Genomic DNA, 22413 nt, shown 5'->3' on the forward strand with positions numbered 1-22413 from the left:
GGAAGGATCTTCACCAGCAATGACCGACGAGAACCCTGACCTGCCCGCCGGTTCCGCGACGCCGGCCGAGGAGGCGCTGGCGCTGCGTGTCGAGCCCGTCGGGCTCGAGACCGAGATGCAGCGCTCGTACCTCGACTACGCGATGTCCGTCATCGTCTCGCGTGCGCTGCCGGACGTCCGGGACGGCCTCAAGCCCGTCCACCGGCGCGTCCTGTACGCGATGTACGACGGCGGCTACCGGCCCGAGCGGGGCTTCTACAAGTGCGCGCGCGTCGTCGGCGACGTGATGGGCAACTACCACCCGCACGGCGACTCCTCCATCTACGACGCCCTGGTGCGCCTCGCCCAGCCGTGGGCGATGCGGATGCCGCTCGTCGACTCCAACGGCAACTTCGGCTCCCCGGGCAACGACCCGGCGGCGGCGATGCGCTACACCGAGTGCAAGATGGCGCCGCTGTCGATGGAGATGGTCCGCGACATCGACGAGGACACCGTCGACTTCACGGACAACTACGACGGCCGCTCCCAGGAGCCGACCGTCCTGCCGTCCCGCTTCCCGAACCTGCTGATCAACGGTTCGGCGGGCATCGCGGTCGGCATGGCGACCAACATCCCGCCGCACAACCTGCGCGAGGTCGCCTCCGGCGCCCAGTGGTACCTGGAGAACCCGGAGGCCTCGCACGAGGAGCTGCTGGACGCGCTGATCGAGCGGATCAAGGGCCCGGACTTCCCGACCGGTGCCCTGGTGGTGGGCCGCAAGGGCATCGAGGAGGCCTACCGGACCGGGCGCGGCTCGATCACCATGCGCGCGGTGGTCGAGGTCGAGGAGATCCAGAACCGCCAGTGCCTGGTGGTGACGGAGCTGCCGTACCAGGTCAACCCCGACAACCTGGCCCAGAAGATCGCCGACCTGGTGAAGGACGGCAGGATCGGCGGCATCGCGGACGTCCGCGACGAGACCAGCTCCCGTACCGGCCAGCGCCTGGTCATCGTCCTCAAGCGGGACGCGGTCGCCAAGGTCGTGCTGAACAACCTGTACAAGCACACCGACCTGCAGACCAACTTCGGCGCGAACATGCTGGCCCTGGTCGACGGGGTGCCGCGCACGCTGTCGCTGGACGCGTTCATCCGCCACTGGGTGACGCACCAGATCGAGGTCGTCGTCCGCCGCACCCGCTTCCGGCTGCGCAAGGCGGAGGAGCGCGCGCACATCCTGCGCGGCCTGCTGAAGGCCCTGGACGCGATCGACGAGGTCATCGCGCTGATCCGGCGCAGTGAGACGGTGGAGGTCGCGCGCAACGGGCTGCGGGGCCTGCTGGAGATCGACGAGATCCAGGCGAACGCCATCCTGGAGATGCAGCTGCGCCGGCTGGCCGCCCTGGAGCGGCAGAAGATCGTCCAGGAGCACGACGAACTCCAGGCGAAGATCAACGAGTACAACGAGATCCTCGCCTCCCCGGTCCGCCAGCGCGGCATCGTCAGCGCGGAGCTGGCCGCCATCGTCGAGAAGTACGGCGACGACCGCAAGACCAAGCTGGTGCCCTACGAGGGCGACATGTCCATCGAGGACCTGATCGCCGAAGAGGACATCGTGGTCACCGTCAGCCGCGGCGGCTACGTCAAGCGCACCAAGGCGGACGACTACCGGGCGCAGAAGCGGGGCGGCAAGGGGGTGCGGGGCACGAAGCTGAAGGAGGACGACATCGTCGACCACTTCTTCGTGTCCACCACGCACCACTGGCTGCTGTTCTTCACCAACAAGGGCAGGGTGTACCGGGCGAAGGCGTACGAGCTGCCCGAGGGCGGCCGGGACGCCCGCGGCCAGCACGTGGCGAACCTGCTGGCGTTCCAGCCGGACGAGGCGATCGCGGAGATCCTGGCGATCCGGGACTACGAGGCGGCGCCCTACCTGGTCCTGGCCACCAAGTCGGGCCTGGTGAAGAAGACCCCGCTGAAGGACTACGATTCGCCGCGTTCGGGCGGGGTGATCGCGATCAACCTGCGGGAGCGGGAGGACGGCACCGACGACGAGCTGATCGGCGCGGAACTCGTATCCGCCGACGACGATCTCCTGCTGATCAGCAGGAAGGCGCAGTCGATCAGGTTCACCGCGTCCGACGAGACGCTGCGCCCGATGGGGCGGGCCACGTCGGGTGTGAAGGGTATGAGTTTCCGGGAAGCGGACGAACTGCTCTCGATGAATGTCGTTCGACCCGGTACGTTCGTGTTCACTGCCACCGACGGCGGGTACGCGAAGCGCACCCGCGTCGACGAGTACCGCGTCCAGGGTCGCGGCGGCCTCGGCATCAAGGCCGCCAAGATCGTGGAGGACCGCGGCTCGCTGGTCGGCGCGCTGGTGGTCGAGGAGCTCGACGAGATCCTGGCCATCACGCTCTCGGGCGGTGTGATTCGTACGCGAGTCAACGAGGTCAGGGAGACGGGCCGTGACACCATGGGCGTCCAACTGATCAACCTGGGCAAGCGCGATGCCGTGGTCGGTATCGCCCGTAACGCCGAGGCGGGACGCGAGGCGGAGGAGGTCGACGGCGAGGACGCCGTGGACGAGGCCGCCGAGGGTTCCGCGCCCACCGGCACGGACGAGGGCGAGACGCCCCCGTCCGAGTAGCACGAGGAGTGAGACAGCGTGAGCGGAGCCACCGGCGCCGGATCGGCCGGTACCCCTTCGGGTACGGAATCGGACGGCGGCAGCGGTGGCTCCGCCGCACACGCAGGTGACTCGCCCTCCACTCAGATTCATGGATCCCAGGGGGGAACTGTGACGGACACCCGAGGCCCGCACACCCAGCAGTACGCGGCTGGAGCGGGCCCGGCCGCTCCGGGCGCCCACAACGGCCAGGCGCCGGTGCAGCCACCCGGCGCCCCGCCGGCCTCGCCGCTGCCGGGGGAGCGGCAGCAGCCCCAGCAGCCCGCCGGCCCGTACCATCCGCCGCAGGCCTACGACACGCCCGCTCCGGCCGGCGCGGTCCGCCGCCCGCGTACCGGGGCACGCACCACACCGAGGGTCCGCAAGGCCCGGTTGCGCGTGGCCAAAGCCGATCCGTGGTCGGTGATGAAGGTGAGCTTCCTGCTCTCCATCGCCCTCGGGATCTGCACCATCGTGGCCTCGGCCGTGCTGTGGATGGTGATGGACGCCATGGGCGTGTTCTCCACCGTCGGCGGCACGATCTCGCAGGCGACCGGGTCGAACGAGTCGAACGGCTTCGACCTCCAGTCGTTCCTGTCCCTCCCCCACGTGCTCATGTTCGCGACGGTCATCGCGGTCATCGACGTCGTCCTGGCGACGGCTCTGGCGACTCTCGGCGCGTTCATCTACAACCTCTCCGCGGGCTTCGTGGGCGGGGTCGAGTTGACGCTCGCCGAGGACGAGTGAGCCGGTGCCGACCGGCCCGGGGAACCGCCGGACGGTGACCCGGGTATCGATTTTGGGACTGCCCCGGTCGTGCGCTAATCTTCAGGGGTCAGCGCGCGGGACATACACCGCAGAGCGCGGCGGGGCTATAGCTCAGTTGGTTAGAGCGCATCCCTGATAAGGATGAGGCCACAGGTTCAAATCCTGTTAGCCCCACCAGCGAAAAGACCCCCAGTCGGTACCGGCTGGGGGTCTTTGACATCCACGGCTGACATCAGCCGATCAGCGGATCTTCCAGAAGCTCGGCGAGCATCCCGACAGCTTCCCGCTCACTGTCGCCGACCACGTGGGTGTAGACGTCCATGGTCATGCTGATCTGGCTGTGCCGCAGGATCGCCTGAGCCACCTTGGGGTGCACCTTCAGGAAGGCCAGCAGCGTCCCGCAGGTGTGCCGGGCGAGGCGGACCGTGATCCGGCGGACGCCGGCGCGCTTGACGAGCCGGTCGAAGGTGCGGGAGAAGCCCACCGGGTCGATCATGCCGCCATGCTCGGAGGAGAAGATCAGGTCATGGTCGGGTTCCTGTGACCAGTGCTCACCGGCGATCTTCCGTTCCAGTTCTTGGAGCTCCCGGCGCTCATACAGAGCGCGGGCGCAGAACTCGGGGAGCGGGAGCACCGCCTGTGACGACTCGGTCTTGAGGTCCTTGAGGACCAGGCCGACGCCCTTTTCCCGCTGCACCTGCTTGACCGGGGTGAAGTGGCCGGCCTCGAAGTCGATGTCCTGCCAGCGCAGGCCGAGGACCTCGCTGCGGCGGAGGCCGAGCACGAGGACCAGGACGCAGGCCGCGTAGAGCCGGTGGGCACGCGTCGACCGCAGGAAGGTGACCGCCTCACGGGCGCTCCATGCCTTGCCCTTGTCCTTGCTGACCTTGGGCATGTCGACCAGGAGGGCGACGTTGCGGCTCACGATCTCCTCACGGATCGCGCGGTTGAGGGCGTTCCGCAGGACCCGCAGCACCTCGAAGCGGGTGGCCGCGCCCACCTTCTCCCGCTTCAGGGCCGCCATGAACGTGCGGAGCTGGGCCGGCGTGAGCTTGACCAGCGGCTTCTTGCCGAGGTGAGGCAGTAGGTAGAGCCTGACTTTGGACTCGTACTTCACGTAGGTGTTGTGCTCGCGCTCCGGCTCGACAATGTGCTCCAGCCAGTAGGCCAGCCACTCCCCGAGCGTCCAGGAGCGAGAGGGCACGGGGACGCCGTTCCGCTCCTGATCCTGGAGCTTGCCGAGCTTTTCGTTGGCTTCGTCCCAGGTGGCGCCGTAGACGTACTTGCGGACCCGGTTGCCGTCGGTGTCCGTGACGTACGCGGCGCCCTGGTACCGCCCGTCCTTGCGCTTGGTGATCGTTCCCCCGCCGTTGGGGCGACGCTTGGCCATCAGGCGGCCCGCTCGATCTGGCCAGCGATGAAGTCGCTCACGGCGCTCTCGGGGATGCGTCGGCAGCCGTCGACCTTGATGGACACGAGGCGGTGTGTGCGGATCAGGTCATAGACCTTGGTCCGGCCGACCTTGAGTCGCACTTTGACCTCATCCACGGTCAGCAACACAGGCGAAGCGGTGATCATGCGGCGGCTCCTTCCAGATCGAGCAGGGCGGGGAGTTCTTCGCGGGCGAGTTCACGGTTTTGCTGGAGATCGCGGCGGATGTTGGCGGCGAGCCAGGACTCGCCGGGGGTGTGGCCGTGGCCGGCGTAGGTCCAGTGGGCGAGGGTCAGGGTGGTCGCCTCCGTCTCGTTGTCGGGGTCGGGCAGGCTGAGGGCTTGGCGTTGCTGGGCTGCGCGGTAGTCGGCGCGGGTCTGGCGCAGTGCGCCGAGGGTGGTGGAGTAGCGGCGGGACTTGGTGGAGAAGTGGCCGCGGAAGCCGAGCATGTGGGCCCAGTCGCGCAGCTTGCGGTCCGGGTAGAGAGCGTGCAGGTCGAGGCATGCGGCGATGAGCCGGGCGGGGTGCTCGGGGACGTCGAGAAGGACCAGGGCTTCTTTGTTGCCGATGCGGCGGTCCACGGTGCCGGTCGTCTCGGCCGCCTTGGTGGCGTACTTGGCGACGTAGGAGGCTACGGCCTGTTCCGTGATCTCAGCACCGTCCCCGAAGCCCCGGATCGGGCGTACGTCGATCTGCTCACCCCACCGCAGCACGCGCGCGGGCTGATTCCCGGCCGGGTCGACGTCGACGGCGACACGGCTGGCAGCAGCACGGATCGCGCCGTCGAGGAGATCACCCGTCGCCCACGCCGGGGGCGGGCTGTCGGGGCCCTCGGGGCCGTCGAAGCGGATCACGGCGTGGAAGTGGACGGCGCCGCGTTTCTGGTATTCGGCGACCTTGCCGAAAGAGACCCGGGACTGCTCACGCGCGGCTTTCTGGGTGAGCCCGGCCCGCTTGGCGATCTCCCGGCGCAGGTAGATCGTGAAGTAGCGCCACAGGTCGGAAGCGTGGTTGTTCCACAGCACCGCGCCCGCGTAGTCGTAGGTGTCCGGGTCGAGCGGTGTGCCCAGCTCGGGGGCGTCCTCCTGGTGGTGGGTGCCGCAGCGGCATGGCCGGTTGCCCGGTCGGTTGTGCACCGGGCCGAACGAGGGCGCGGTGAGCGTGGCGAACACGCGGGGGTGGTCCCGGATCGTCTCGGGAGTGCCCTTGGCCGGGTCGCCGACGAGGCCGGCGCGGATGAGCTGGTAGGTGTCGCCCGCGTACGTCCAGGCGCAGGACGGGCAGCGGGAGGCGCGCCGGTTGCCGCAGGCGACGCGGAGGACGCCGCCGGGTTCGGTGTCGGTGGAGTAGGCGTGCAGGACGTGGCCGGTGTCCGCGTCGCGGGTGACGGTGGTGCCCTGCAGGCGGATGGGGTCGGTGCAGCCGCCGGTGCGGCGGATCTGGTCCTGGACACGGTCGAAGCCGGTGGACCCGGCCAGCCTCAGCACGTCGGCGAGGGTGGCCGGGTCCAGGCCCGCCATGGTGGCGGCGTTGGTCACACGGCACCGTCCGCGGTTTCGCCCAGCAGGTCGAGTGCCGAGGCGGCTTCCTCGGCGACGCGAGCCAGGGCGCGCAGGGCGTCGGCAGTGCCCGGACGGGCGATCAGCGCGAGGTCGACGAACTCGCCTCCGACTCGGAGGCTTACGAAGCCTTCGTCTTCCGGTGTGGGGGCGAACACGCTGAAGCGAACGGTGGTGTCAGGCTCCAGGTGGGCGGTGGTGGTGATCGTCCTCATGGCTAGCGATCACCTCCCGACGCGGACGAGGCGGGCGGCGGGGGCGCTGCCCGAACCCTTGCAGGCCGGGCACGTCACGCGAAGCGTGGCGCGGGTGCCGTCATGGTGACGGGTGCCGGTCGTGATCGAGACGGCGGCGAAGCCGTCGCAGCTGCGGCAGACGCGTGTGGTCCGGGGGTGCTGAGGCATGATGAGGCTTCCTTTCGGGTCCGTTGGATCTGGGAGGGGTCAGGCGCCCGGAGCGGCGGAAGTTTGGCGACCGAGGCCGCTCCGGGGGCCGCTAGCTCTTGTGCAGGTCCTTGACGAGCAGGCGCAGGACGACGGCGACCACGGCGACCGAGACGCCGGTGACGGCGACCGCCAGGAGCAAGGAGACGAGGACGGCGCCGACGACCAGGACCACGGCGGTACCGCTGCCGACCAGAGCGAGCGTGGCGCCGGGGGTGAGCTGGAGGGTCGGCCGCTGGGAGATCGGCGCTGCCGGGACGACCGGGGACGGGGCCTGAACCCCGGGGACGGGCGCCGTCGTGTGTGCCGCGGCTACGGCCGGTGCGGGGGCGGTGTCCTGCGGCGGGTACTTCGGTGTGAACACGGGGCCTTCCTCCTGTTCAGACGTGGCAGTGGTGGGTGCGGGCGGAGAGTTCGGCGGCGGCGCGGTCGCGGTGTTCGGTGGAGAAGCCACAGCCGGGGGCGGTGCAGGCGGCGGTGTGCTTGGTCTGACCCCGGCCGTTGCTGTAGGTGCCGACCTTGACCGGCCCTATGCGGATGACGTCGTAGAAGCGGTTCGGGCGCACGAGTGAACCTCCCTGGGTGTCAGTCGAGTTGAAGTTGTGCGGCGATGGCCTGGCAGGTGGGGGCGGGTAGGCCGAGCCGGGCGGTGAGCGCGTCGGCGGTGATTCGCTCGCCGGTGCTGTTGCGGTGTGCGTCGGCGATCGAGCGGGCGTGGTCGAGCAGTGCCGGCGGGACGGTCGGGTCGGCGGCCGGAGGCTTCGCAGGTGCCGGGGTCAGTTCCGGCGCCTGGTCTGGGGCCGGGGCCACGGGTTCGGGTGTGTCGGTGCGGTGCACCTCGACTTCCGGGGCGGACGGTTCTTCATCCGGCTCCACGTCGGCCGGGGCGGGGGCGTGGACGAGTAGGGTTCCGCCGAGGAAGGCGAGGGCGGGCCATCCGGCGACGAGGATGCGCAGCCAGGCAGGCACCTGGTGGAGGTCGAGCAGTCCGGCGGTGGCGACGTTGGCGCCGAGCGAGGCCGCCAGGGCGATGGCGAACCAGGTCCAGGAAGACCGGTCCCGGCCGACGCGCAGCCGACGCCAGGCGGCGACCAGCAACAGGTCGACCGAGACCGGGTAGGCCCATGCCTTCCATCCGGACTGCCCGGCCGCCGCGGCCAGGTCGTGCAGGTGCGCGAAGGACAGGGCACCAGCGATCACGGCTTGGACGAGGACGGCATCAGGGCGCAGCGAGCGGTTCACGGCCACCCCCTATTCCGTGACCGGCCGCGGCTTGACCAGTGACGGGCCTGTCTGCGGGGCCTCGGCGGGCACGTGCGGGCGGAACCGGTCGAGAGAGGGAAGCTCCGGCACGAGGTGGGCGAACTTCCGGCACACCACCTTCGCTTCGTCGCGGGAGGTGTGCGGGGTGCGGATCTTCGCCCACCCCCCTGAGGAGTCGGCGGCGACCGCTGTTCCGGGGCGTTCCGCCGGGATGAGGCCGGCGGCCATCACTGCATCCGGAGCCACGTCAGCCAAGCCCATTTCAGCGGTCTGCTTGTCGTTGACGCGGTGAACCACCCGGCCGGTGAGCTGGGCGCGCAGCATGGTGGCGCCCTTGCCCAGCTCGGAGCCGAAGCGCTGCCCGCACACCTCCAGGTAGATCCCGACCGCGCGGGCCATCTGCGCCAGCCGGATCAGTGCGGTGACGATCCGCTCCCGCCGCTCCTCATCCTTCTTCGAGGAGATCAGGAACAGCTCGGCCACCTCGTCCACCAGGACGACGACGGGCACCGGCCGTAGGCGTTCGGGCAGGTCCCACATGTCCGAGACCCCGTGCGCGCTCAGCAGGTCGAAGCGGGACTCCATCTCCCCCACCAGCACATCCAGCAGCGAGGCCGAGTCGTCGGGCGTGGTGGCCAGCGCTGACAGCCGGGGCGCGTAGGCGGAGTGTTCGACACCGCGCTTGCAGTCGATCCCGACCAGCGCCACCGGCAGCCGCGCCAAGCCCTTGATCAGGTTCCGCTGATACACGGACTTGCCCGAGCTGTTCGCGCCGAGCGTCAGTGCCATGGGCACCTGGCGGTAGTCCCGGACGAACGCCGTTCCGTCCTCCCGCAGCGCCACCGGCACCGCCAGACCCTCAGGGCGAGCCCCGCGCGGCAGCCGGACCTGACGCAGCACGTCGTAGCCGGTCATGCGCAGCTCGACGTACCCCGGCTTGGTCTCGGCGATGGTCACCGAGTGCACGCCCCAGGCATGCCGCAGCCGTTCCGAGGCGGCCATCAGGTCGGCCGGTTCCAGGCCGGCGGGAAGTCGCAGCGTCACCCGCAGCCCGGTCGACGTGCCCCGAACCCGGCGCACCTTCGGCGGAACCGGCAGCACCTCACGCCGGGCCACGTTCCGGGCGAGGAAGGCCCGCATCCGCGACGGCTGCACCGTCAACCCGCACACGTCCATCGTGGAGCGGTAGGTGAAGGTGAACCGGCCCCAGGTCACCGGCAGCCCGACCAGCGACCAGTACACGCGCGGAGCGCGGACCTTCACGTAGCCGAGGCCGCCGGCCCCTGCGAGGACTCCCGTGGCTTCCAGGACCATGGATACGTCGGTCATGGTCAGGCCACCGGGGTGATTGCGACCGCGCGGAAGGAGATTCCGTGCCGCTTCTGGCCGTTGAACTCGTTCTCCCAGTCCCGGGCCTTGAGCCCAATCACCTTCACCGGCATGCCGGGCGCCAGGCCGTCCTGGTACCCCGTCTCCGGGATGGTGACCTGGTAGAGGTTCCCCTCCCCCTCGTCGGAGACCAGCAGGCCCACCGTCGACAGCGGCGCGCCGGTCTCCCGGTCGATCGCCCGCTCACCGGTCTTGGCGTTGGCCAGCTTCGGCGTCGGCGCGGTCGCCACGAACACCACGGCAGTCGACGTGTCGATCTTGAAAGACGGCATGAGTACATCCCTCGTTCAGGAGGCCGCCCGATGCGGCCTCTCTAGACATCTCTAATTTGGCGGCAGATCTCTAGAGATGTCAAGCAAGATGTCTAGAGAGGTTGCAAGTGAAAGATCGCGGCAACACGCAGAGAGCGAGCGACATACCCATGGCCTAGGCTGTCTAGAGAAGAGAGGAGGGCTCCGGAATGGCCAACACCGACGACGACCGTCGGCCGAAGTACCAGCGGATCGCGGACTCCCTACGCGAGGCGATCCAGTCGGGCGAGTACGGCCCCGGTGATCGCCTCCCCGGAGAAAACGAGCTGATGGCCGCGCACGGCGTGGCCCGCATGACGGCACGGCAGGCGTTGAGCGTGCTCCGAGACGAAGGCGTCGCCGAGGCCCGCAAGGGCGCCGGCGTGTTCGTCCGAGCGTTCCGCCCCCTTCGTCGCCGAGGCATCCAGCGGCTTTCCCAGCAGCAATGGGGCAGTGGCCGTTCCATCTGGTCGGCGGACATCGAGAACCGTGCACTTGAGGTGGACCAGGTGGCCGTGTCCGAGGAGGCCGCGCCCGACCGCATCAGCGCGGTCCTGGACCTGGCCGACGGCGAGACGGTGTGCGTGAGGCGCCGGCGCTTCGTCTTGGAGGGGAAGCCCGTCCTGCTCGCGACGAGCTATCTGCCCACGTCAGTGGTTGCCGGATCCGCCATCACTCAGGAGGACACGGGACCAGGCGGGACGTACGCCAGGCTTGCCGAACTCGGCTACAAGCCAGTGCACTTCCGCGAGGAGATTCGCTCACGCATGCCGTCGAAGGACGAGGCGGCGCAGTTGAGCATCTCCGCGGGCACGCCGGTCATCCTCATCTGCCGTACCGCGTTCGCGGACGAAGGCCGCCCCGTCGAGATCAACGAGATGACGCTCGATGCTGCCTCCTACATCCTGGAGTACGACTTCGACGCGTGACCTGTGTTGTTACAGGTTTCTCTACCTCATCAAGGCACCCGGCTGCGCTCCGCTCCGCCGGGCGCGCTTCCCGGCTCCGCTGCGCGCTGCGCTCCTGCCTTCGGCCCGCTCCGCGCACGCTGCGCCGACGCGCGCCCACTGTGGATAGGGCCGGAGGCCATGAGTCGATCACCGCGTAGAGCGGCCACGGTCAAGACCATGCCTCCGGCGGGGGATCGGCCGGCACCGGGATGGAGGGGGCGCCGTTTCCGCCAGCGGGCCCGTTGTGGCGTGCGCGGGGGCTCCCATCCCGTCCACCGTCGACCCAGGCAGAGCCGAGCAGACGCGGCCCAGGGGCGTCAAGGTCGTTCGTACAGTGGCGCGCTCCACCTTGACGCCCCTGAACCACGCCCGCTCCACGGTGTGTGGGTCGACGGCGGACGGGATGGGAGCTGGGGAGCGTGGTGGGTTGAGGCGGTAGCGAAGGTAGGCAGCCAGACTGCTAGCGTCCCGTACCCCGAGCCGAACAGAGAGGCGAGCATGTACGCATTGCGTCCACTGGTGGTGTTCTTCGCATACGTTCTCACCCTGGCCGTCGTGGTGCTCTTTCTGGCATCCGGTGTCCTTGCCGTATCCCATCGGGGCTTGAGTGTTGAGCTATTCCAGGCACTGGCCTTGCTGATGCTGTGCCTTGCCCTCCTCATGGTTTGTAACCGGTTCCTGACTGGCCAGTGGCATCGATGGTCGCGTGTCAAGACCGCCCCTCCTCGGTGACACCAGTACCTGACACCAACAGGACCGGACAGCGGCGGACACGGCCGGACGGGGACGGACCGCCAGTCGAGGCGGGAGACGGATTGGCCGACGTTCCAGGGGCCCCGTGATCGACCTGATAAGGATGAGGCCACAGGTTCAAATCCTGTTAGCCCCACCAGCGAGGAAACCCCCGGTCCATCAGGACCGGGGGTTTTTCGTGCCGCCTGGCCGGCGTGGGGTGGACGCAGGGGCCGATTCAGAGGAAACGCAGAGCTTCCGCGACTGGTGCGGGGCGGGTTCCTGCGCTATTTCTTGTCGTGGACATGACTGAATCCCGGCTGTCCCCGCCGGGTCTCCACGAACTGAGGAGCAACCCCCATGAACTTCTCGCCCGCGGCGACGTTACGCGCCGCGCGCCCGCTTGTGCAGGGCGTGTTCCGGCTGGTGACCGGATTCCTCTTCGCCTGCCACGGAGCCGCGTCCCTCTTCGGGATTCTGGGCGGCGCGCACGGCGGCGGCACGGTGCCCGCCCTGGAGTGGCCCGGCTGGTGGGCCGCCGTCATCCAACTGGTGGGCGGAGTCCTGGTGGCCCTGGGCCTGTTCACGCGGACCGCGGCCGTCGTCTGCTCCGGTTCCATGGCCTACGCCTACTTCAGCGTCCACCAGTCGCACGACCTGTTCCCGATCCGCAACGGCGGTGAGCCCGCGGTCCAGTTCTGCTGGGCGTTCCTGCTGATCGCCTGCCTCGGTCCCGGTGCCCTGGCGGTCGAGACGCTGCTGGGCAGGCGTGCGGCCGGCGCGGCGGACGACGGCGCGGCGCCCTCGGCGGCTCCGGCGGAGGAGGGCGCGGCGGCCCTGCCCGCGTCGTAGCTCCCGGCTCCGGATCCCGGCCGATCTCCTCTCCGTTTGCACGCAGACCGACGCGTCCGGCCTGTCACGCCGGTCCCGGGGAGGGCCTCTTCGGAGCATTCGGCGCTGTGCATTCCGGGGCGCACGCGGCGACGGCCCGGCCGCTCTCTCGAGCGGCCGGGCCGTGTCGTGCGCGGGGTGGTGCGGTACGCGGTTCGCCGTGCTGTCAGAAGTGGGTGAGGGGTAGGGCCTCGGTGCCCCGCCGCAGCGCCTCAGCGCCTCAGTGCCGGAGGGTCGTGGTCGCTTCGCGTGGCGGCCGGTCGGTGCCCGTCCGGTGGGCGCGCTGGGTGAGGGCTGCCGCCCGGGCCTCCGCGGACCTGCGGTGCCGGCAGTTCGGGGACGAGCCGTGGGCCTCGGCGCGGATGCGCTGCTTCATCGTGGGGGGAAGGGACCGGGTGTGCGGCCGGGGTCGGGAGGCCTGTGCGGGGATCGGCACCCTCGGGCCGCCCACGGGCGTCTCCGTCCTGCTGTTGCCGGCCGACCCGGTGTGCGGTACGGCCGCCGAGGCGGTCGTGGTCATCAGTCCGAGCGCGGCACACAGCGTGAGCATGGCGGTGACGATGGTGGTCCACAGCTTCTCGACCTGGTTCCGGGCCATGGCCCCTCACTTTCGGGTTGGGCGATTTGCGTACTTTCCTCATGATGTGTATGCGGATCGCGAAGCGGCGGACCGACGCCCGTGGCGCGGTGATCTTCTGATGAACACCACTCGGATGGGCGCAAGGGAGATGAGAAGGGCCCGGAACGGGTGGAGAGGGAGGAAGCGTCGGCAACACGGATGAAAGGTAACCGTCCGCGCAGGTGCGACCACCCTGCGGTCAGGACGGCCGGATGCCCTCCTACTGCGCCGTCGGGGCCGGGAGTTGGGGCCCGGCGCAGGTCACCGATCGGTATCGGTCGGTGTGTATAGTCGGGCGCCAGAGGTCCCCTACGTCAAGGAAAGACGAGGTCGCGCGGTGAAAAAGCTTCTCCTGGTCGCACTGGCCGCCATCGGCGGGCTCCTCGTGTACCGCCAGATCCAGGCGGATCGCGCCGAGCAGGATCTGTGGACGGAGGCGACCGACTCCGTGCCCACGGGTTCGTGACCACCCACACCGAAAACTGAGCAGGCCCCGACCGCCGGAGCGGTCGGGGTTTTGTGCGTACCGCCCGCCGCACCGCCTCCACGGGGCACTGCCCGTGGGGCACACCCGCCGGGCGGTGTCCGCCGGGGGCATCCACCGGGGGCGGGACCGCGACGGTCCGGCCCCGCGACGAGGAGGGGGCGCGACATGGGACGGCGTACGGCGGGGGGACCGGCGCGCGGCGCGCGCGCCCGTACGCTGCGGACCCGGAGCGCGGCCGCAGCAAGCACCGCCGGGAGCCGGACCCCGGATCCCGACACCCGATCGGTGCGCCGGGACCGCGGCGCCGGGGCCCTCACCCGGGGACCCTCCGGGACACGGGCTTTCCGGCACGGCCCGTCCGGGCCCGCGCGCCGTCCCCGAGTGCTCGCCCTGGCGCGCGCGGTCGTGACGGGAGCAGTGCTGGGCGTCCTCGCGGCGCTCCCCGTGCCGACGGCTCTCGCCGACGGCACGGGAGACCCGGCCGGCTACGCCTTCGACCCGCACGCCCGGTCCGTCGCCGCGGCGACCGGCACCTCCGACGCCGCCCGGCTGGAACCGGGCGCCGACTACCGGGGCACCCTCCCGCACGCGGGGAAGACCTACTACCGCCTCGAACTCGACGCCGGATCGACCGCGTACGTCGCAGCCACCGCCGTGCCCCCGCCCGGCTCCGCACTCTCCGCGGGCGACGGGATCCGGTTGTCGCTGCAGGACGCCGACAGCCACTACTGCTCCAACGACACCGCCGTCGTCGGCGCCGCCCGCAGTGCGCGGCCGATCACCGCGTGGGTCGCGCGCGCGGTGGTGCCGGGCCGCTCCACATGCCAGGACGCCGGTACGTACTACGTGGTCGCGGAGCGCATGAGGACGGGTTCCCCGGCGTCGGCCGCACCGACCGCGGACGACCCGTGGCAGATCGAGCTGGCCGTCGCCGCGGAGCCCCCGCTGAAGGAGACCGGCGCGACACGGGCACCCGAGGCCTGGGACTCCGCCGCTCCGGCGGCTCGGTCCGGCGAACCGCGGGCACGTCCCGGCGGCGCCGGATTCACCGCCGCCACCCCGATCGGCCAGGGCGCGTGGAGCGCGCGGGTGACCCCGGGGCAGACCCTCTTCTACAAGGTGCCCCTCGACTGGGGGCGGCAACTGTCCGCCGTCGCGGAACTGGGCAGCGCGGCCGGCGGGGGCCGCCACGTGGCCGCGGCGCTGCGCCTCTCCCTCTACAACCCCGTGCGCGCGGAGGTCGACGACACCACGGTCGCCTACGACGGCAGCCAGCGGACCGCCGAACTCCCCGCCCTGCCACCGGTCGAGTACCGCAACCGGTACGCCATCCGCCAGACCCAGAGCGCCCTGCGGTTCGCGGGCTCCTACTACCTGGTGGTCCACCTTGCCGCGCAGGTGGCCGCGGAGGTCGGGAACGGGCCGTTCGGACTCGTGCTGCGGGTGCGGATCCACGGGACGGGGCAGCCGTCCGGCCCCGGATACGCCGGCCAGCCCGTCCCGCGGGACCTGTTCACCGTCCCGCAGGAGGACCGTCGGACGGCGCTCGTCGGCAGCGCGGGCGGGAACACCGCCATGCGGGCCCTCGCCGTCGGCGGTATCGGCACCGGCACGGTGCTGCTCGCGGTGCTCGGCATCTGGACGGTCACCGCGCGTCGCCGGGCCGATCAGACACGGGTCAGCGCCCAGAACCCCACCGCGTAGCAGACCAGCGCGAGCAGCAGCATCGGCACCGCCGCGGCGGCGGGCGGGCCGGACCGGCTGCGCCGGGCGGCGTGGGCCGCCGAGCGGTGCCCGGTACGCCGGGCGGCGGCGTCGGCCACCGGGTCGCGGGAGTGCTGCCGGCGCGGCGACGCGTGCGGGGTGGGAGGGGCGATGGGGGCGGTAGGGGCGGAAGGGGTCTGCGGGCCGCGGGTGGTGTACGTGGCGGTGGGAGCGTCGGTGCGGTGGGCGTACGGGGGGAGGTGGTCGTCGTCGGTGCGTCGGCCGTTCGGGCGGTGGTCGCGGGACGGCTGCGGGGGCAGGACGTAGGTCGACTCCTGCGGCGCGTGCGGCTCGTGCGGTGCGTGGGAGGAGGGGGTGGGGGAAGGGGGCTGCGGAGGAGGCGTGGGGTGGAGGTGCCCTTGGGGCGAGGGCGAGGGCGAGGGCGAGGGCGGGGGGAGGAGCGGCGGCTGCGGCGCCTGGGGCTGCGGCCGGGCCTGGGCGTGGACCTGAACCGGGGGCGGGGGCGGCGTCGAGGCCTGGGCTCCGCTGTCCTGCTGCACTTGCTGTGGTCCCTGTGGTCCCTGCGCCTGGTGAACGGGCTGGGCCTGCGGTGCCGGTGGTGTGCGGGGGGTTTCGGCCTGCGCCGACCGGGGCGAGGGGGTTGCGGTCCGGGGCGGTGGGAGGTGGAAGCTCCCGGTGTCCGACATGCTGACCGGTTCCGCAGGGGCGTCGGCTCCCCCGGCGCCGGGGGAGCCGACGGACTCCGCGCGCGGGGGCGCGGCGGCATCCGCCCGCTGCTCGGCCTGCTCCGGGCCCTCCGGCCCCGTGCTCCCCGCCGACCGCGCAGGCCGCCCCGGCCCTTCCGCCCCTTCCCACTCCTCCGGCCCTTCCGGCCCTTCCGGCCCTTCAAAGCCTTCGATCGCCGCCGGTCCCTCAAGTGCCGCCGGTCCCTCAAGTGCCGCCGGTCCCTCAAGTGCCGCCGGTCCCTGGAGCGGCACCGGTACGGCCGGCTCCGCAGGAACCGCCGGTCCCCTCGGCCTCACCCGCTTCTCCGGACCCTCGGGCCTGAACCCCGGAGGCAAGGGGCCGATCTGATCGAAGATCTCGATCAGATCCTCGTCGGGGCCCTCCTCCGGCATCAGCTCCGCGGCCGCGCCCAGCGCCTTGCGCGCCCCCGTGGCGGTGCGGAAGCGGGCTTCCGGGTCGGGTTGCAGCAGCGTCGCCACGACCTGCCACAGCGGTTCCGGAACGCCCCGGGCCGCGTCCGGGGTGCCGTGCTCGGCGAAGTGCTGCACGAGCGCCTTGGTGTCCGGCTTGGCGCCCTCCAGCAGGTACAGGGCGACCAGACCGACCGCGAACAGGTCGGCGGGAAAGTCCGGTTCCGCGCCCATCATCTGCTCGGGAGCGAGATAACCCGGCGTGCCCACCACGAGGTTGGTCTCCGTCAGCCGCGGCTCGCCCAACCGCATCGCTATGCCGAAGTCGGACAGGCGCAGCCGCGGGCGGCGGGTACCGGTCGCTTCCAGCAGCACGTTGGCGGGCTTGATGTCGCGGTGCACGACGCCCTCCGCGTGCACCGCGGCAAGACCTGCGAGCAGCTGGTCGAGCAGGGTGCACACGAAGGCCGGTGGCAGCGGCCCGTAGTCACCGACGAGGTGGACCAGCGAACCGCCCTTGACCAGGTCCATGGTGAACAGGACCTTGTCGTCGTCGGCGGCCCAGCTGGCCGGTGCGAGGACGTGGGGGTGGTCGATCCGCAGCGCCTGCTCCCGCACGAAACGCAGCAGCGAGTGGGCGTCGCGCTGCTGGAGGACCTTGGCGGCCACGTAGCGGCGGCGGCGGTGGTCCCAGGCGCGCCACACGGCGCCCACGCCCCCGCGTCCGATCGGGTCGACCAGTTCGTACCGGCCGGCGAAGACCTCACCCATCGCTGCGTGCTGCTCCTCCCCCTGCGACTGCCCCCGTGCATCCCCCTGCGACTGCCCCCGTGCATCCCCCTGCGACTGCCCCCGTGCATCCCCCTGCGCCTGCCCCCGTGCGTCCCCCGCGGCGGGCGCTGCGAAGCCTTCTCGTGCTGCCCGCTCAACCGTCGCCCCCCGTGCCCGGCGGATGGTCCGACGCCCGGGACCCGTCGCTCGCCGGGCCGCGGTCCCTTCAGTTCTGGTGCGACTGGTAGTGCGCGACGGCGTCGGCGGTACGGCCGGCGCCGTAGACACGGAGGAACTCTGCCAGCTCCGGCTGGGTCGTGGCGAGGGAGTCGGCCGCTTCGAGTATGTCGCCGGCGGCGGCCACCGAGCGCAGCAGCGACTGGATCTCGCGGACCACGCGCTTGACCGTGGGCGCACCCGAACTGCTCGTCGAATGCGTGGTGTTGCTCAGCACCGAACCGCCCTGCGACTTCTTGATCTCCTCCATGCGGTCGGTGGCCTCCGCCGCACTGACGCTGCCGTCCGCCACCTGCCCCGCCAGCGCCTGAAGGAGCTGCACCCGCTGCACCACGGCAGGATTGCCGATCTTCGCCCGCTGACCGCTCATCAGCTGCGACAGCATCGGTGCGGACAGCCCGAGCACGCCCGCGAGACGCGCCTGGTTCAGGCCGAGATCGTCTATGAGCTTACGGAAGAGCGCCCCCAACGGCTCCCCGTACCAGTTCCGCTGCAGTTCCTGCGCTCTCGCCGTGGCTTCCTGCTGTGCGGCGTCCATTGCGTCTCCCCATCGCTTCCCCAGAACCGGGTTCGCTGTAGCGAACCACGCCGAGCATCTTACGGAGCGTGGTCGTCCGCCGGGACCCCAATCTCTTTGCGGGATACCCCCGGCGACCCGGTACTCTGTACCGGGCGCCCACCGGGTTCGCATCCCGTCCGGGTGGACGTCTCCTTCCAGGGGCCTTAGCTCAGTTGGTAGAGCGCTGTCTTTGCATGGCAGATGTCAGGGGTTCGACTCCCCTAGGCTCCACCCCGTAAATGCCCTCTGAACTGCGGAAACGCGGCTTCGGAGGGTATTTTTCGTGCCCGCCGGTGGGCACGTCGGTGCCCACCGGGAGTGGTGGAGGAGCGGGCCGGTGACGACCAGCCAGTACAGCAGGCGGGTGCGGTGGGAGAGGTGACCTCGGGTTCGTGCCGGCTGTCGGACCCGCGACCGCTATCAGGACCTTCTCGCCCCGACCCGGCAGGCCGCCGGGCTCGGTCGTACCGCCTCCGGCACCCGCTACGCCTCTCCCGCGTTGTGGGGTGCTCCTGTTGAGATGCCCTGGTCGGGCGTGACCGGTGTGACGCGGACGACGACCTGCGGGCGCTTCGGGACGACTGGTGGCTCGCCGCCTCCGTGATGTCGCCCTGGCGGTCGGGGTGATCCGGCGGGCGGAGAAGGACAAGGTGAGGGGTGTCACCGACGAGAATCGCCTGAGAACGGATGTAGTAATTGCTAAATTTCGCAATTGGTTAGATGATGTTTTGCCTGTGTCCGCAAGTAGCCGCGGGCACAGCCGTTCGTGTCGGGCCCGGTGGGGCGTGTAGAGGAAGCCGAGGTGTCGTGTCCGTTCCGCTGTACCAGGCCGAGGCCGAGTTCTTCCGGATGCTGGGGTGTCCGGTCCGCACAGGGGTGCCGCAGTTGTTGCAGGCGCCGAAGCCGGTGCGGGAGCTGCCGGCCGAGCTGCGGGAAGCCGGGGGCGCCGGGCGATGAAGACGGTCCTCGCACGGATCACCGGGCTCCTCCCCCACCGTGGCGACCTCGCGCAGATGCGGCGTGATCCCCGGCGTGACCTGCTCGCCGGTCTGACGGTGGCCATCGTCGCGCTGCCGCTCGCGCTCGGCTTCGGCGTCTCCTCCGGCCTCGGCGCGGAGGCAGGGCTGGCCACCGCGGTCGTCGCGGGTGCGCTCGCCGCGGTCTTCGGCGGCTCGAACCTTCAGGTGTCCGGGCCGACCGGGGCGATGACCGTGGTGCTGGTCCCGATCGCCGCCGAGTACGGGCCGACGGGTGTGCTCAGCGTCGGACTGCTGGCCGGGCTGATGATCGTCGCCCTGGCGGTGGCGCGGGCCGGGAAGTACATGCAGTACGTGCCCGCGCCGGTCGTGGAGGGCTTCACGTTCGGTATCGCCTGCGTGATCGGGTTCCAGCAGGTGCCGAACGCGCTGGGCGTGGCCAAGCCGGAAGCCGAGAACACCGTGGTGGCCGCCGGACAGGCGCTGGCGGAGTTCGCCCGCCACCCGAACTGGACCGCCGTCGGGCTGGCGGTCGGGGTGGTCGTGGTGATGCTGGCCGGTGCCCGGTGGCGCCCCACGGTTCCCTTCTCGATCCTCGCGGTGATCGCCGCGACCGTGGTGGTGCAGGTCGCGGGCCTGGACGAGGCGAAGCCCATCGGTGCGCTGCCGTCCGGGCTGCCCGCTCCCTCCCTGGCCTTCCTGGACCTCGGTGCGCTGGGCTCGCTGCTGTCCTCGGCGGTGGCGGTGGCGGCGCTGGGCGCTCTTGAGTCGCTGCTGTCGGCTTCCGCCGCCGACGGTATGACGGTCGGCCAGAAGCACGACCCCGACCGGGAGCTGTTCGGCCAGGGACTCGCGAACATCGCCGCCCCGCTGTTCGGCGGCGTGCCGGCCACCGGCGCGATCGCCCGCACGGCCGTCAACGTCCGTTCCGGGGCGGGATCCCGGCTCGCCGCCCTCACCCACGCCGCGGTTCTCGCCGTGATCGTGTTCGCCGCGGCCCCCATGGTCTCCAGGATCCCCCTCGCGGCGCTCGCCGGTGTCCTGCTCGCCACCGCGGTCCGCATGGTCGAGGTCGGCTCGCTCAAGGCGATGGCCCGGGCGACCCGCTCGGACGCGGTCATCCTCGTATCGACCGCGGTGGCCACCCTCGCCCTCGACCTCGTGTACGCCGTCATCATCGGCCTCGTCGCCGCGGGCGCCCTCGCCCTGCGCGCGGTGGCCAGGCAGGCCCGTTTCGACCAGGTGCCGCTCGACCGGGGCGACCACGGCGCCGAGGAGCATCTGCTGCTGGCCGAGCACATCGTGGCGTACCGCATCGACGGCCCGCTGTTCTTCGCCGCCGCCCACCGCTTCCTGCTGGAGCTGACCGAGGTCGCCGACGTACGGGTGGTGATCCTGCGGATGTCGCGCGTGTCGACGATCGACGCCACGGGTGCCCTGGTGCTGAGGGACGTGGTGGAGAAACTGAACCGGCGCGGCATCGCCGTGATGACCTCCGGCATACGCCCCGGCCATCGCCGGGTCCTGGACTCGGTCGGTGCCCTCGACCTCCTCCGCCTGGAGGGCCGTGAGTTCGCCACCACGCCCGAAGCGATCAGGGCCGCGCGCGGCCACCTGGAAACGGTCGGCATCCTGCCCGCCGCTCCCCCGCGGAAGAACGACGTCACCAGCGAGGAAACGGTCCGATGAGTACTGCCCCGGCGAGTTTGCGCATGGTCGAGGTCTCCGGCACGGAGGCCCTGTGGCTGCTGGAGGGCAGCACGCTGGGACGGCTGGTGTACGTGCAGCGGGAGGCCGCGATCGTCCGGCCGGCGTGGCATGTGTGGGAGTACGGCCGCCTGATCGTGCGTACGCCGATCCAGGCGGCCGCGGTGCCGCCGACCGCGACGTACCAGGTGGACGAGATAGGAGCGGCGACGGGCAAGGGCTGGACGGTGACCGCCACCGGCCCCGCGGACGCGCTCACCGACTCGAACGAGATCGCGCACTACCGGCGCAGGCTCGCCGGTTGGGCGCGCGGCCCGCACGACACGATCGTGCGGATCCATCCTCAGACGGTCACCGGTTTCCGCCTCACCCGGGGCACGGAGAACTGATGTCCTCGCGGCTGGAAGCGCTGCCGCACCGGCATGTGCTCACCCTGCCCGCTGCGCCGGCCGCGGTCCGCACGGCCCGGGTGACCGCCGAGCGGGCCCTGGTCGAGTGGGGCGTCGGCCTGCGCCACCCCGCGGTGGACCCGGCCTTGCTGATCCTCGGCGAGCTGGTGACCAACAGCGTTCGCCACGCCGCCGCGCTCTCCCCGCGACTCACGGTGATCTACGCGGCGGGCGAGGGGTGCCTGGCGTTCGCCGTGCACGACCGGCACCCCTACGTGCCGCCGCTGTACGGAGCACTCGCCGACACCGGCACGAGCGGCCTGGCCGTCGTCATGGAACTCACCCTCGCTCTGAGCGGCACCGCGGTCGTCCGCCCCGACGCCGACGGCCAGGGCAAGAGCATATGGATCACGCTGCCGCTGTGACCGGAGAGCAGACCCCCGAGCCGGCAACTCGCGCAAGGAAGTACACGACATGACCATCGAGTGGCGCTACACCGTGGAGCAGGACCTGGGCGTCCTGTCCGTCGCGGGCCATCTGGGCCGGGAGGCGGTCCACCGCTTCAGCGGCGCGGTCGGCTGGGTGGCCGCGCGCGGCACCGGACCGGTCGTCGTCGACCTGACGGGGCTGCGCAGCTGGTCGGCCGAGGGCCAACTGGCCATCACCGACGCCGCCCGCCGCCTGGCCGAAGCGGGGCGGGGTCTGGAGCTGGCCGCCATTCCCGCCGACGGCTCCCTCGTCCCGGCGAACGAGGGCCCGGACATCCCGGTCCACCCCGACCTGGCCGCGGCACTCGCCGCCCACACCGGGGACGGCCCGGGCGGGGACGGCCCGGGCGGGGAGGGGCAGCGGGAGTGGCGTACCGACGGCTGGCCCGCCTGACGGACCTCGGTCCCCCCGACCGGGAACCGGCTCACCCGAACGAGAAAGTGAGATGTGATGAGTGAAGATTCCCTTCCCCCCTGCCCGGAGTGCTCCGGCGTCCACACGTACGAGATGGGCGCGCTGCTGGTCTGCCCCGAGTGCGGACACGAGTGGTCGCCGCCGGCCACAGCCGAAGGCGGCGGCGAGGACAGGGTGGTCAGGGACTCCGTCGGCAACGTCCTCGCCGACGGGGACACCGTGACCGTGGTCAGGACGCTGAAGGTCAAGGGCAGCCCGAGCGGGATCAAGGCGGGGACCAAGGTGCGCAACATCCGTCTCGTCGACGGGGTGGACGGCCATGACATCGACTGCAGGGTCGACGGGTTCGGCGCCATGCAGCTCAAGTCCGGCGTCGTCAAGAAGGCCTGACGCGCGAGAGCGGGACACCGGACCGGCGGCTCACGCCGGTGCCCTCACAGTCCGCCTTCGCGGCGGCGGCCTCCGCCGACGGGGGACCCGCTCCCTGCGAAGCCGGATCGCACACCGGCGCTCCGGCACCGAGCAGGTCCTCCGGCCCGGGGA

24 protein-coding genes, 2 tRNA genes and 1 pseudogene are annotated in these 22413 nt (G+C 71.2%); 14 read left to right on the top strand and 13 right to left on the bottom strand.

Going from position 1 to position 22413, the window contains the following annotated elements; all coding sequences use genetic code 11:
- Positions 1–19 precede the first annotated feature (19 nt).
- The 3 genes from gyrA (at position 20) to ACL02U_RS16810 (ending at position 3589) form a co-directional block, all read left to right on the top strand.
- A complete protein-coding gene (gyrA, locus tag ACL02U_RS16800) occupies positions 20–2626 on the top strand; it encodes a DNA gyrase subunit A (protein WP_412791645.1) in 2607 nt (868 codons plus the stop codon).
- 18 nt (positions 2627–2644) lie between these two features.
- Positions 2645–3391, top strand: coding sequence for a DUF3566 domain-containing protein (locus tag ACL02U_RS16805; RefSeq protein WP_412791646.1), 747 nt, complete (start codon positions 2645–2647; stop codon positions 3389–3391).
- A 121-nt stretch (positions 3392–3512) separates the two neighbouring features.
- Positions 3513–3589, top strand: a tRNA-Ile gene (locus ACL02U_RS16810).
- Between the two features lie 55 nt (positions 3590–3644).
- Here ACL02U_RS16810 and ACL02U_RS16815 read toward each other — a convergent pair.
- The 10 genes from ACL02U_RS16815 to ACL02U_RS16860 all read right to left on the bottom strand — a co-directional run bounded on the left by ACL02U_RS16815 (position 3645) and on the right by ACL02U_RS16860 (position 9769).
- The gene (locus tag ACL02U_RS16815) at positions 3645–4802 is read right to left on the bottom strand and encodes a tyrosine-type recombinase/integrase (protein ID WP_412791647.1); all 1158 of its coding nucleotides are present in this window, start codon (positions 4800–4802) and stop codon (positions 3645–3647) included.
- Positions 4802–4990 (bottom strand): helix-turn-helix domain-containing protein, encoded by a 189-nt coding sequence (locus ACL02U_RS16820; protein WP_412791648.1) that lies wholly within the window; start codon positions 4988–4990, stop codon positions 4802–4804. Before ACL02U_RS16820 ends, ACL02U_RS16815 begins: the two co-directional genes overlap by 1 nt.
- A complete protein-coding gene (gene repSA / locus ACL02U_RS16825; RefSeq protein WP_412791649.1) occupies positions 4987–6381 on the bottom strand; it encodes a replication initiator protein RepSA in 1395 nt (464 codons plus the stop codon). Before repSA ends, ACL02U_RS16820 begins: the two co-directional genes overlap by 4 nt.
- Positions 6378–6617, bottom strand: a complete 240-nt coding sequence (locus ACL02U_RS16830; RefSeq protein ID WP_412791650.1) for a hypothetical protein — start codon at positions 6615–6617, stop codon at positions 6378–6380. The genes repSA and ACL02U_RS16830 overlap by 4 nt, the downstream gene beginning before the upstream one ends.
- Positions 6618–6626: 9 nt before the next feature.
- On the bottom strand, positions 6627–6806 hold the full coding sequence (locus ACL02U_RS16835) for a hypothetical protein (RefSeq protein ID WP_412791651.1): 180 nt from the start codon (positions 6804–6806) through the stop codon (positions 6627–6629).
- Between the two features lie 91 nt (positions 6807–6897).
- The gene (locus ACL02U_RS16840) at positions 6898–7209 is read right to left on the bottom strand and encodes a SpdD protein (protein WP_412791652.1); all 312 of its coding nucleotides are present in this window, start codon (positions 7207–7209) and stop codon (positions 6898–6900) included.
- Between the two features lie 16 nt (positions 7210–7225).
- Complete coding sequence (locus ACL02U_RS16845) at positions 7226–7411, bottom strand: mobile element transfer protein (protein ID WP_412791653.1); 186 nt, start codon at positions 7409–7411, stop codon at positions 7226–7228.
- 19 nt (positions 7412–7430) lie between these two features.
- Positions 7431–8087 (bottom strand): DUF2637 domain-containing protein, encoded by a 657-nt coding sequence (locus tag ACL02U_RS16850; protein ID WP_412791686.1) that lies wholly within the window; start codon positions 8085–8087, stop codon positions 7431–7433.
- Between the two features lie 9 nt (positions 8088–8096).
- Positions 8097–9437 (bottom strand): FtsK/SpoIIIE domain-containing protein, encoded by a 1341-nt coding sequence (locus ACL02U_RS16855; protein ID WP_412791654.1) that lies wholly within the window; start codon positions 9435–9437, stop codon positions 8097–8099.
- 2 nt (positions 9438–9439) lie between these two features.
- Positions 9440–9769: a hypothetical protein gene (locus tag ACL02U_RS16860; protein WP_412791655.1), complete on the bottom strand. Its 330-nt coding sequence runs from the start codon at positions 9767–9769 to the stop codon at positions 9440–9442.
- A gap of 188 nt (positions 9770–9957) precedes the next feature.
- Between ACL02U_RS16860 and ACL02U_RS16865 the strand changes: the two genes are divergently transcribed.
- Together ACL02U_RS16865 and ACL02U_RS16870 are read left to right on the top strand one after the other, a co-directional pair.
- Entirely contained in the window at positions 9958–10716 is a 759-nt protein-coding gene (locus tag ACL02U_RS16865; RefSeq protein WP_412791656.1) for a GntR family transcriptional regulator, read from the top strand.
- 1113 nt (positions 10717–11829) lie between these two features.
- Entirely contained in the window at positions 11830–12321 is a 492-nt protein-coding gene (locus ACL02U_RS16870; RefSeq protein WP_412791657.1) for a DoxX family protein, read from the top strand.
- A 259-nt stretch (positions 12322–12580) separates the two neighbouring features.
- Here the strand turns inward: ACL02U_RS16870 and ACL02U_RS16875 are convergent, their stop codons facing one another.
- The gene (locus ACL02U_RS16875; RefSeq protein WP_412791658.1) at positions 12581–12958 is read right to left on the bottom strand and encodes a DUF6344 domain-containing protein; all 378 of its coding nucleotides are present in this window, start codon (positions 12956–12958) and stop codon (positions 12581–12583) included.
- Between the two features lie 358 nt (positions 12959–13316).
- Here ACL02U_RS16875 and ACL02U_RS16880 point away from each other — a divergent pair, with 358 nt between their 5' ends.
- Together ACL02U_RS16880 and ACL02U_RS16885 are read left to right on the top strand one after the other, a co-directional pair.
- A complete protein-coding gene (locus ACL02U_RS16880) occupies positions 13317–13445 on the top strand; it encodes a DLW-39 family protein (RefSeq protein ID WP_003999697.1) in 129 nt (42 codons plus the stop codon).
- 426 nt (positions 13446–13871) lie between these two features.
- Positions 13872–15170 (top strand): hypothetical protein, encoded by a 1299-nt coding sequence (locus tag ACL02U_RS16885; protein ID WP_412791659.1) that lies wholly within the window; start codon positions 13872–13874, stop codon positions 15168–15170.
- On the opposite strand, the gene ACL02U_RS16890 is transcribed toward ACL02U_RS16885, so the two are convergent.
- Together ACL02U_RS16890 and ACL02U_RS16895 are read right to left on the bottom strand one after the other, a co-directional pair.
- Positions 15134–17098, bottom strand: a complete 1965-nt coding sequence (locus ACL02U_RS16890; RefSeq protein ID WP_412791660.1) for a protein kinase domain-containing protein — start codon at positions 17096–17098, stop codon at positions 15134–15136. The genes ACL02U_RS16885 and ACL02U_RS16890 overlap by 37 nt on opposite strands.
- A 226-nt stretch (positions 17099–17324) precedes the next feature.
- A complete protein-coding gene (locus ACL02U_RS16895) occupies positions 17325–17873 on the bottom strand; it encodes a DNA-binding protein (protein ID WP_412791661.1) in 549 nt (182 codons plus the stop codon).
- 179 nt (positions 17874–18052) lie between these two features.
- Here ACL02U_RS16895 and ACL02U_RS16900 point away from each other — a divergent pair.
- The 7 genes and pseudogenes from ACL02U_RS16900 to ACL02U_RS16930 all read left to right on the top strand — a co-directional run bounded on the left by ACL02U_RS16900 (position 18053) and on the right by ACL02U_RS16930 (position 22260).
- Positions 18053–18125: transfer RNA gene (locus ACL02U_RS16900), tRNA-Ala, on the top strand.
- 576 nt (positions 18126–18701) lie between these two features.
- Positions 18702–18824 (top strand): annotated as a pseudogene (locus tag ACL02U_RS16905) (transcriptional regulator); the annotation flags it as partial.
- A gap of 23 nt (positions 18825–18847) precedes the next feature.
- On the top strand, positions 18848–20560 hold the full coding sequence (locus ACL02U_RS16910) for a SulP family inorganic anion transporter (RefSeq protein ID WP_412791662.1): 1713 nt from the start codon (positions 18848–18850) through the stop codon (positions 20558–20560).
- The gene (locus ACL02U_RS16915) at positions 20557–20967 is read left to right on the top strand and encodes a pyridoxamine 5'-phosphate oxidase family protein (RefSeq protein ID WP_412791663.1); all 411 of its coding nucleotides are present in this window, start codon (positions 20557–20559) and stop codon (positions 20965–20967) included. The genes ACL02U_RS16910 and ACL02U_RS16915 overlap by 4 nt, the downstream gene beginning before the upstream one ends.
- The gene (locus ACL02U_RS16920) at positions 20967–21392 is read left to right on the top strand and encodes an ATP-binding protein (RefSeq protein WP_412791664.1); all 426 of its coding nucleotides are present in this window, start codon (positions 20967–20969) and stop codon (positions 21390–21392) included. The genes ACL02U_RS16915 and ACL02U_RS16920 overlap by 1 nt, the downstream gene beginning before the upstream one ends.
- A 49-nt stretch (positions 21393–21441) precedes the next feature.
- On the top strand, positions 21442–21849 hold the full coding sequence (locus ACL02U_RS16925; RefSeq protein WP_412791665.1) for an anti-sigma factor antagonist: 408 nt from the start codon (positions 21442–21444) through the stop codon (positions 21847–21849).
- Between the two features lie 57 nt (positions 21850–21906).
- Positions 21907–22260 (top strand): zinc ribbon domain-containing protein YjdM, encoded by a 354-nt coding sequence (locus tag ACL02U_RS16930; protein ID WP_412791666.1) that lies wholly within the window; start codon positions 21907–21909, stop codon positions 22258–22260.
- The last annotated feature ends 153 nt before the right edge of the window (positions 22261–22413 follow it).

The sequence above is a fragment of the Streptomyces sp. MS06 genome, from assembly GCF_047200655.1.
Lineage (GTDB): Bacteria > Actinomycetota > Actinomycetes > Streptomycetales > Streptomycetaceae > Streptomyces.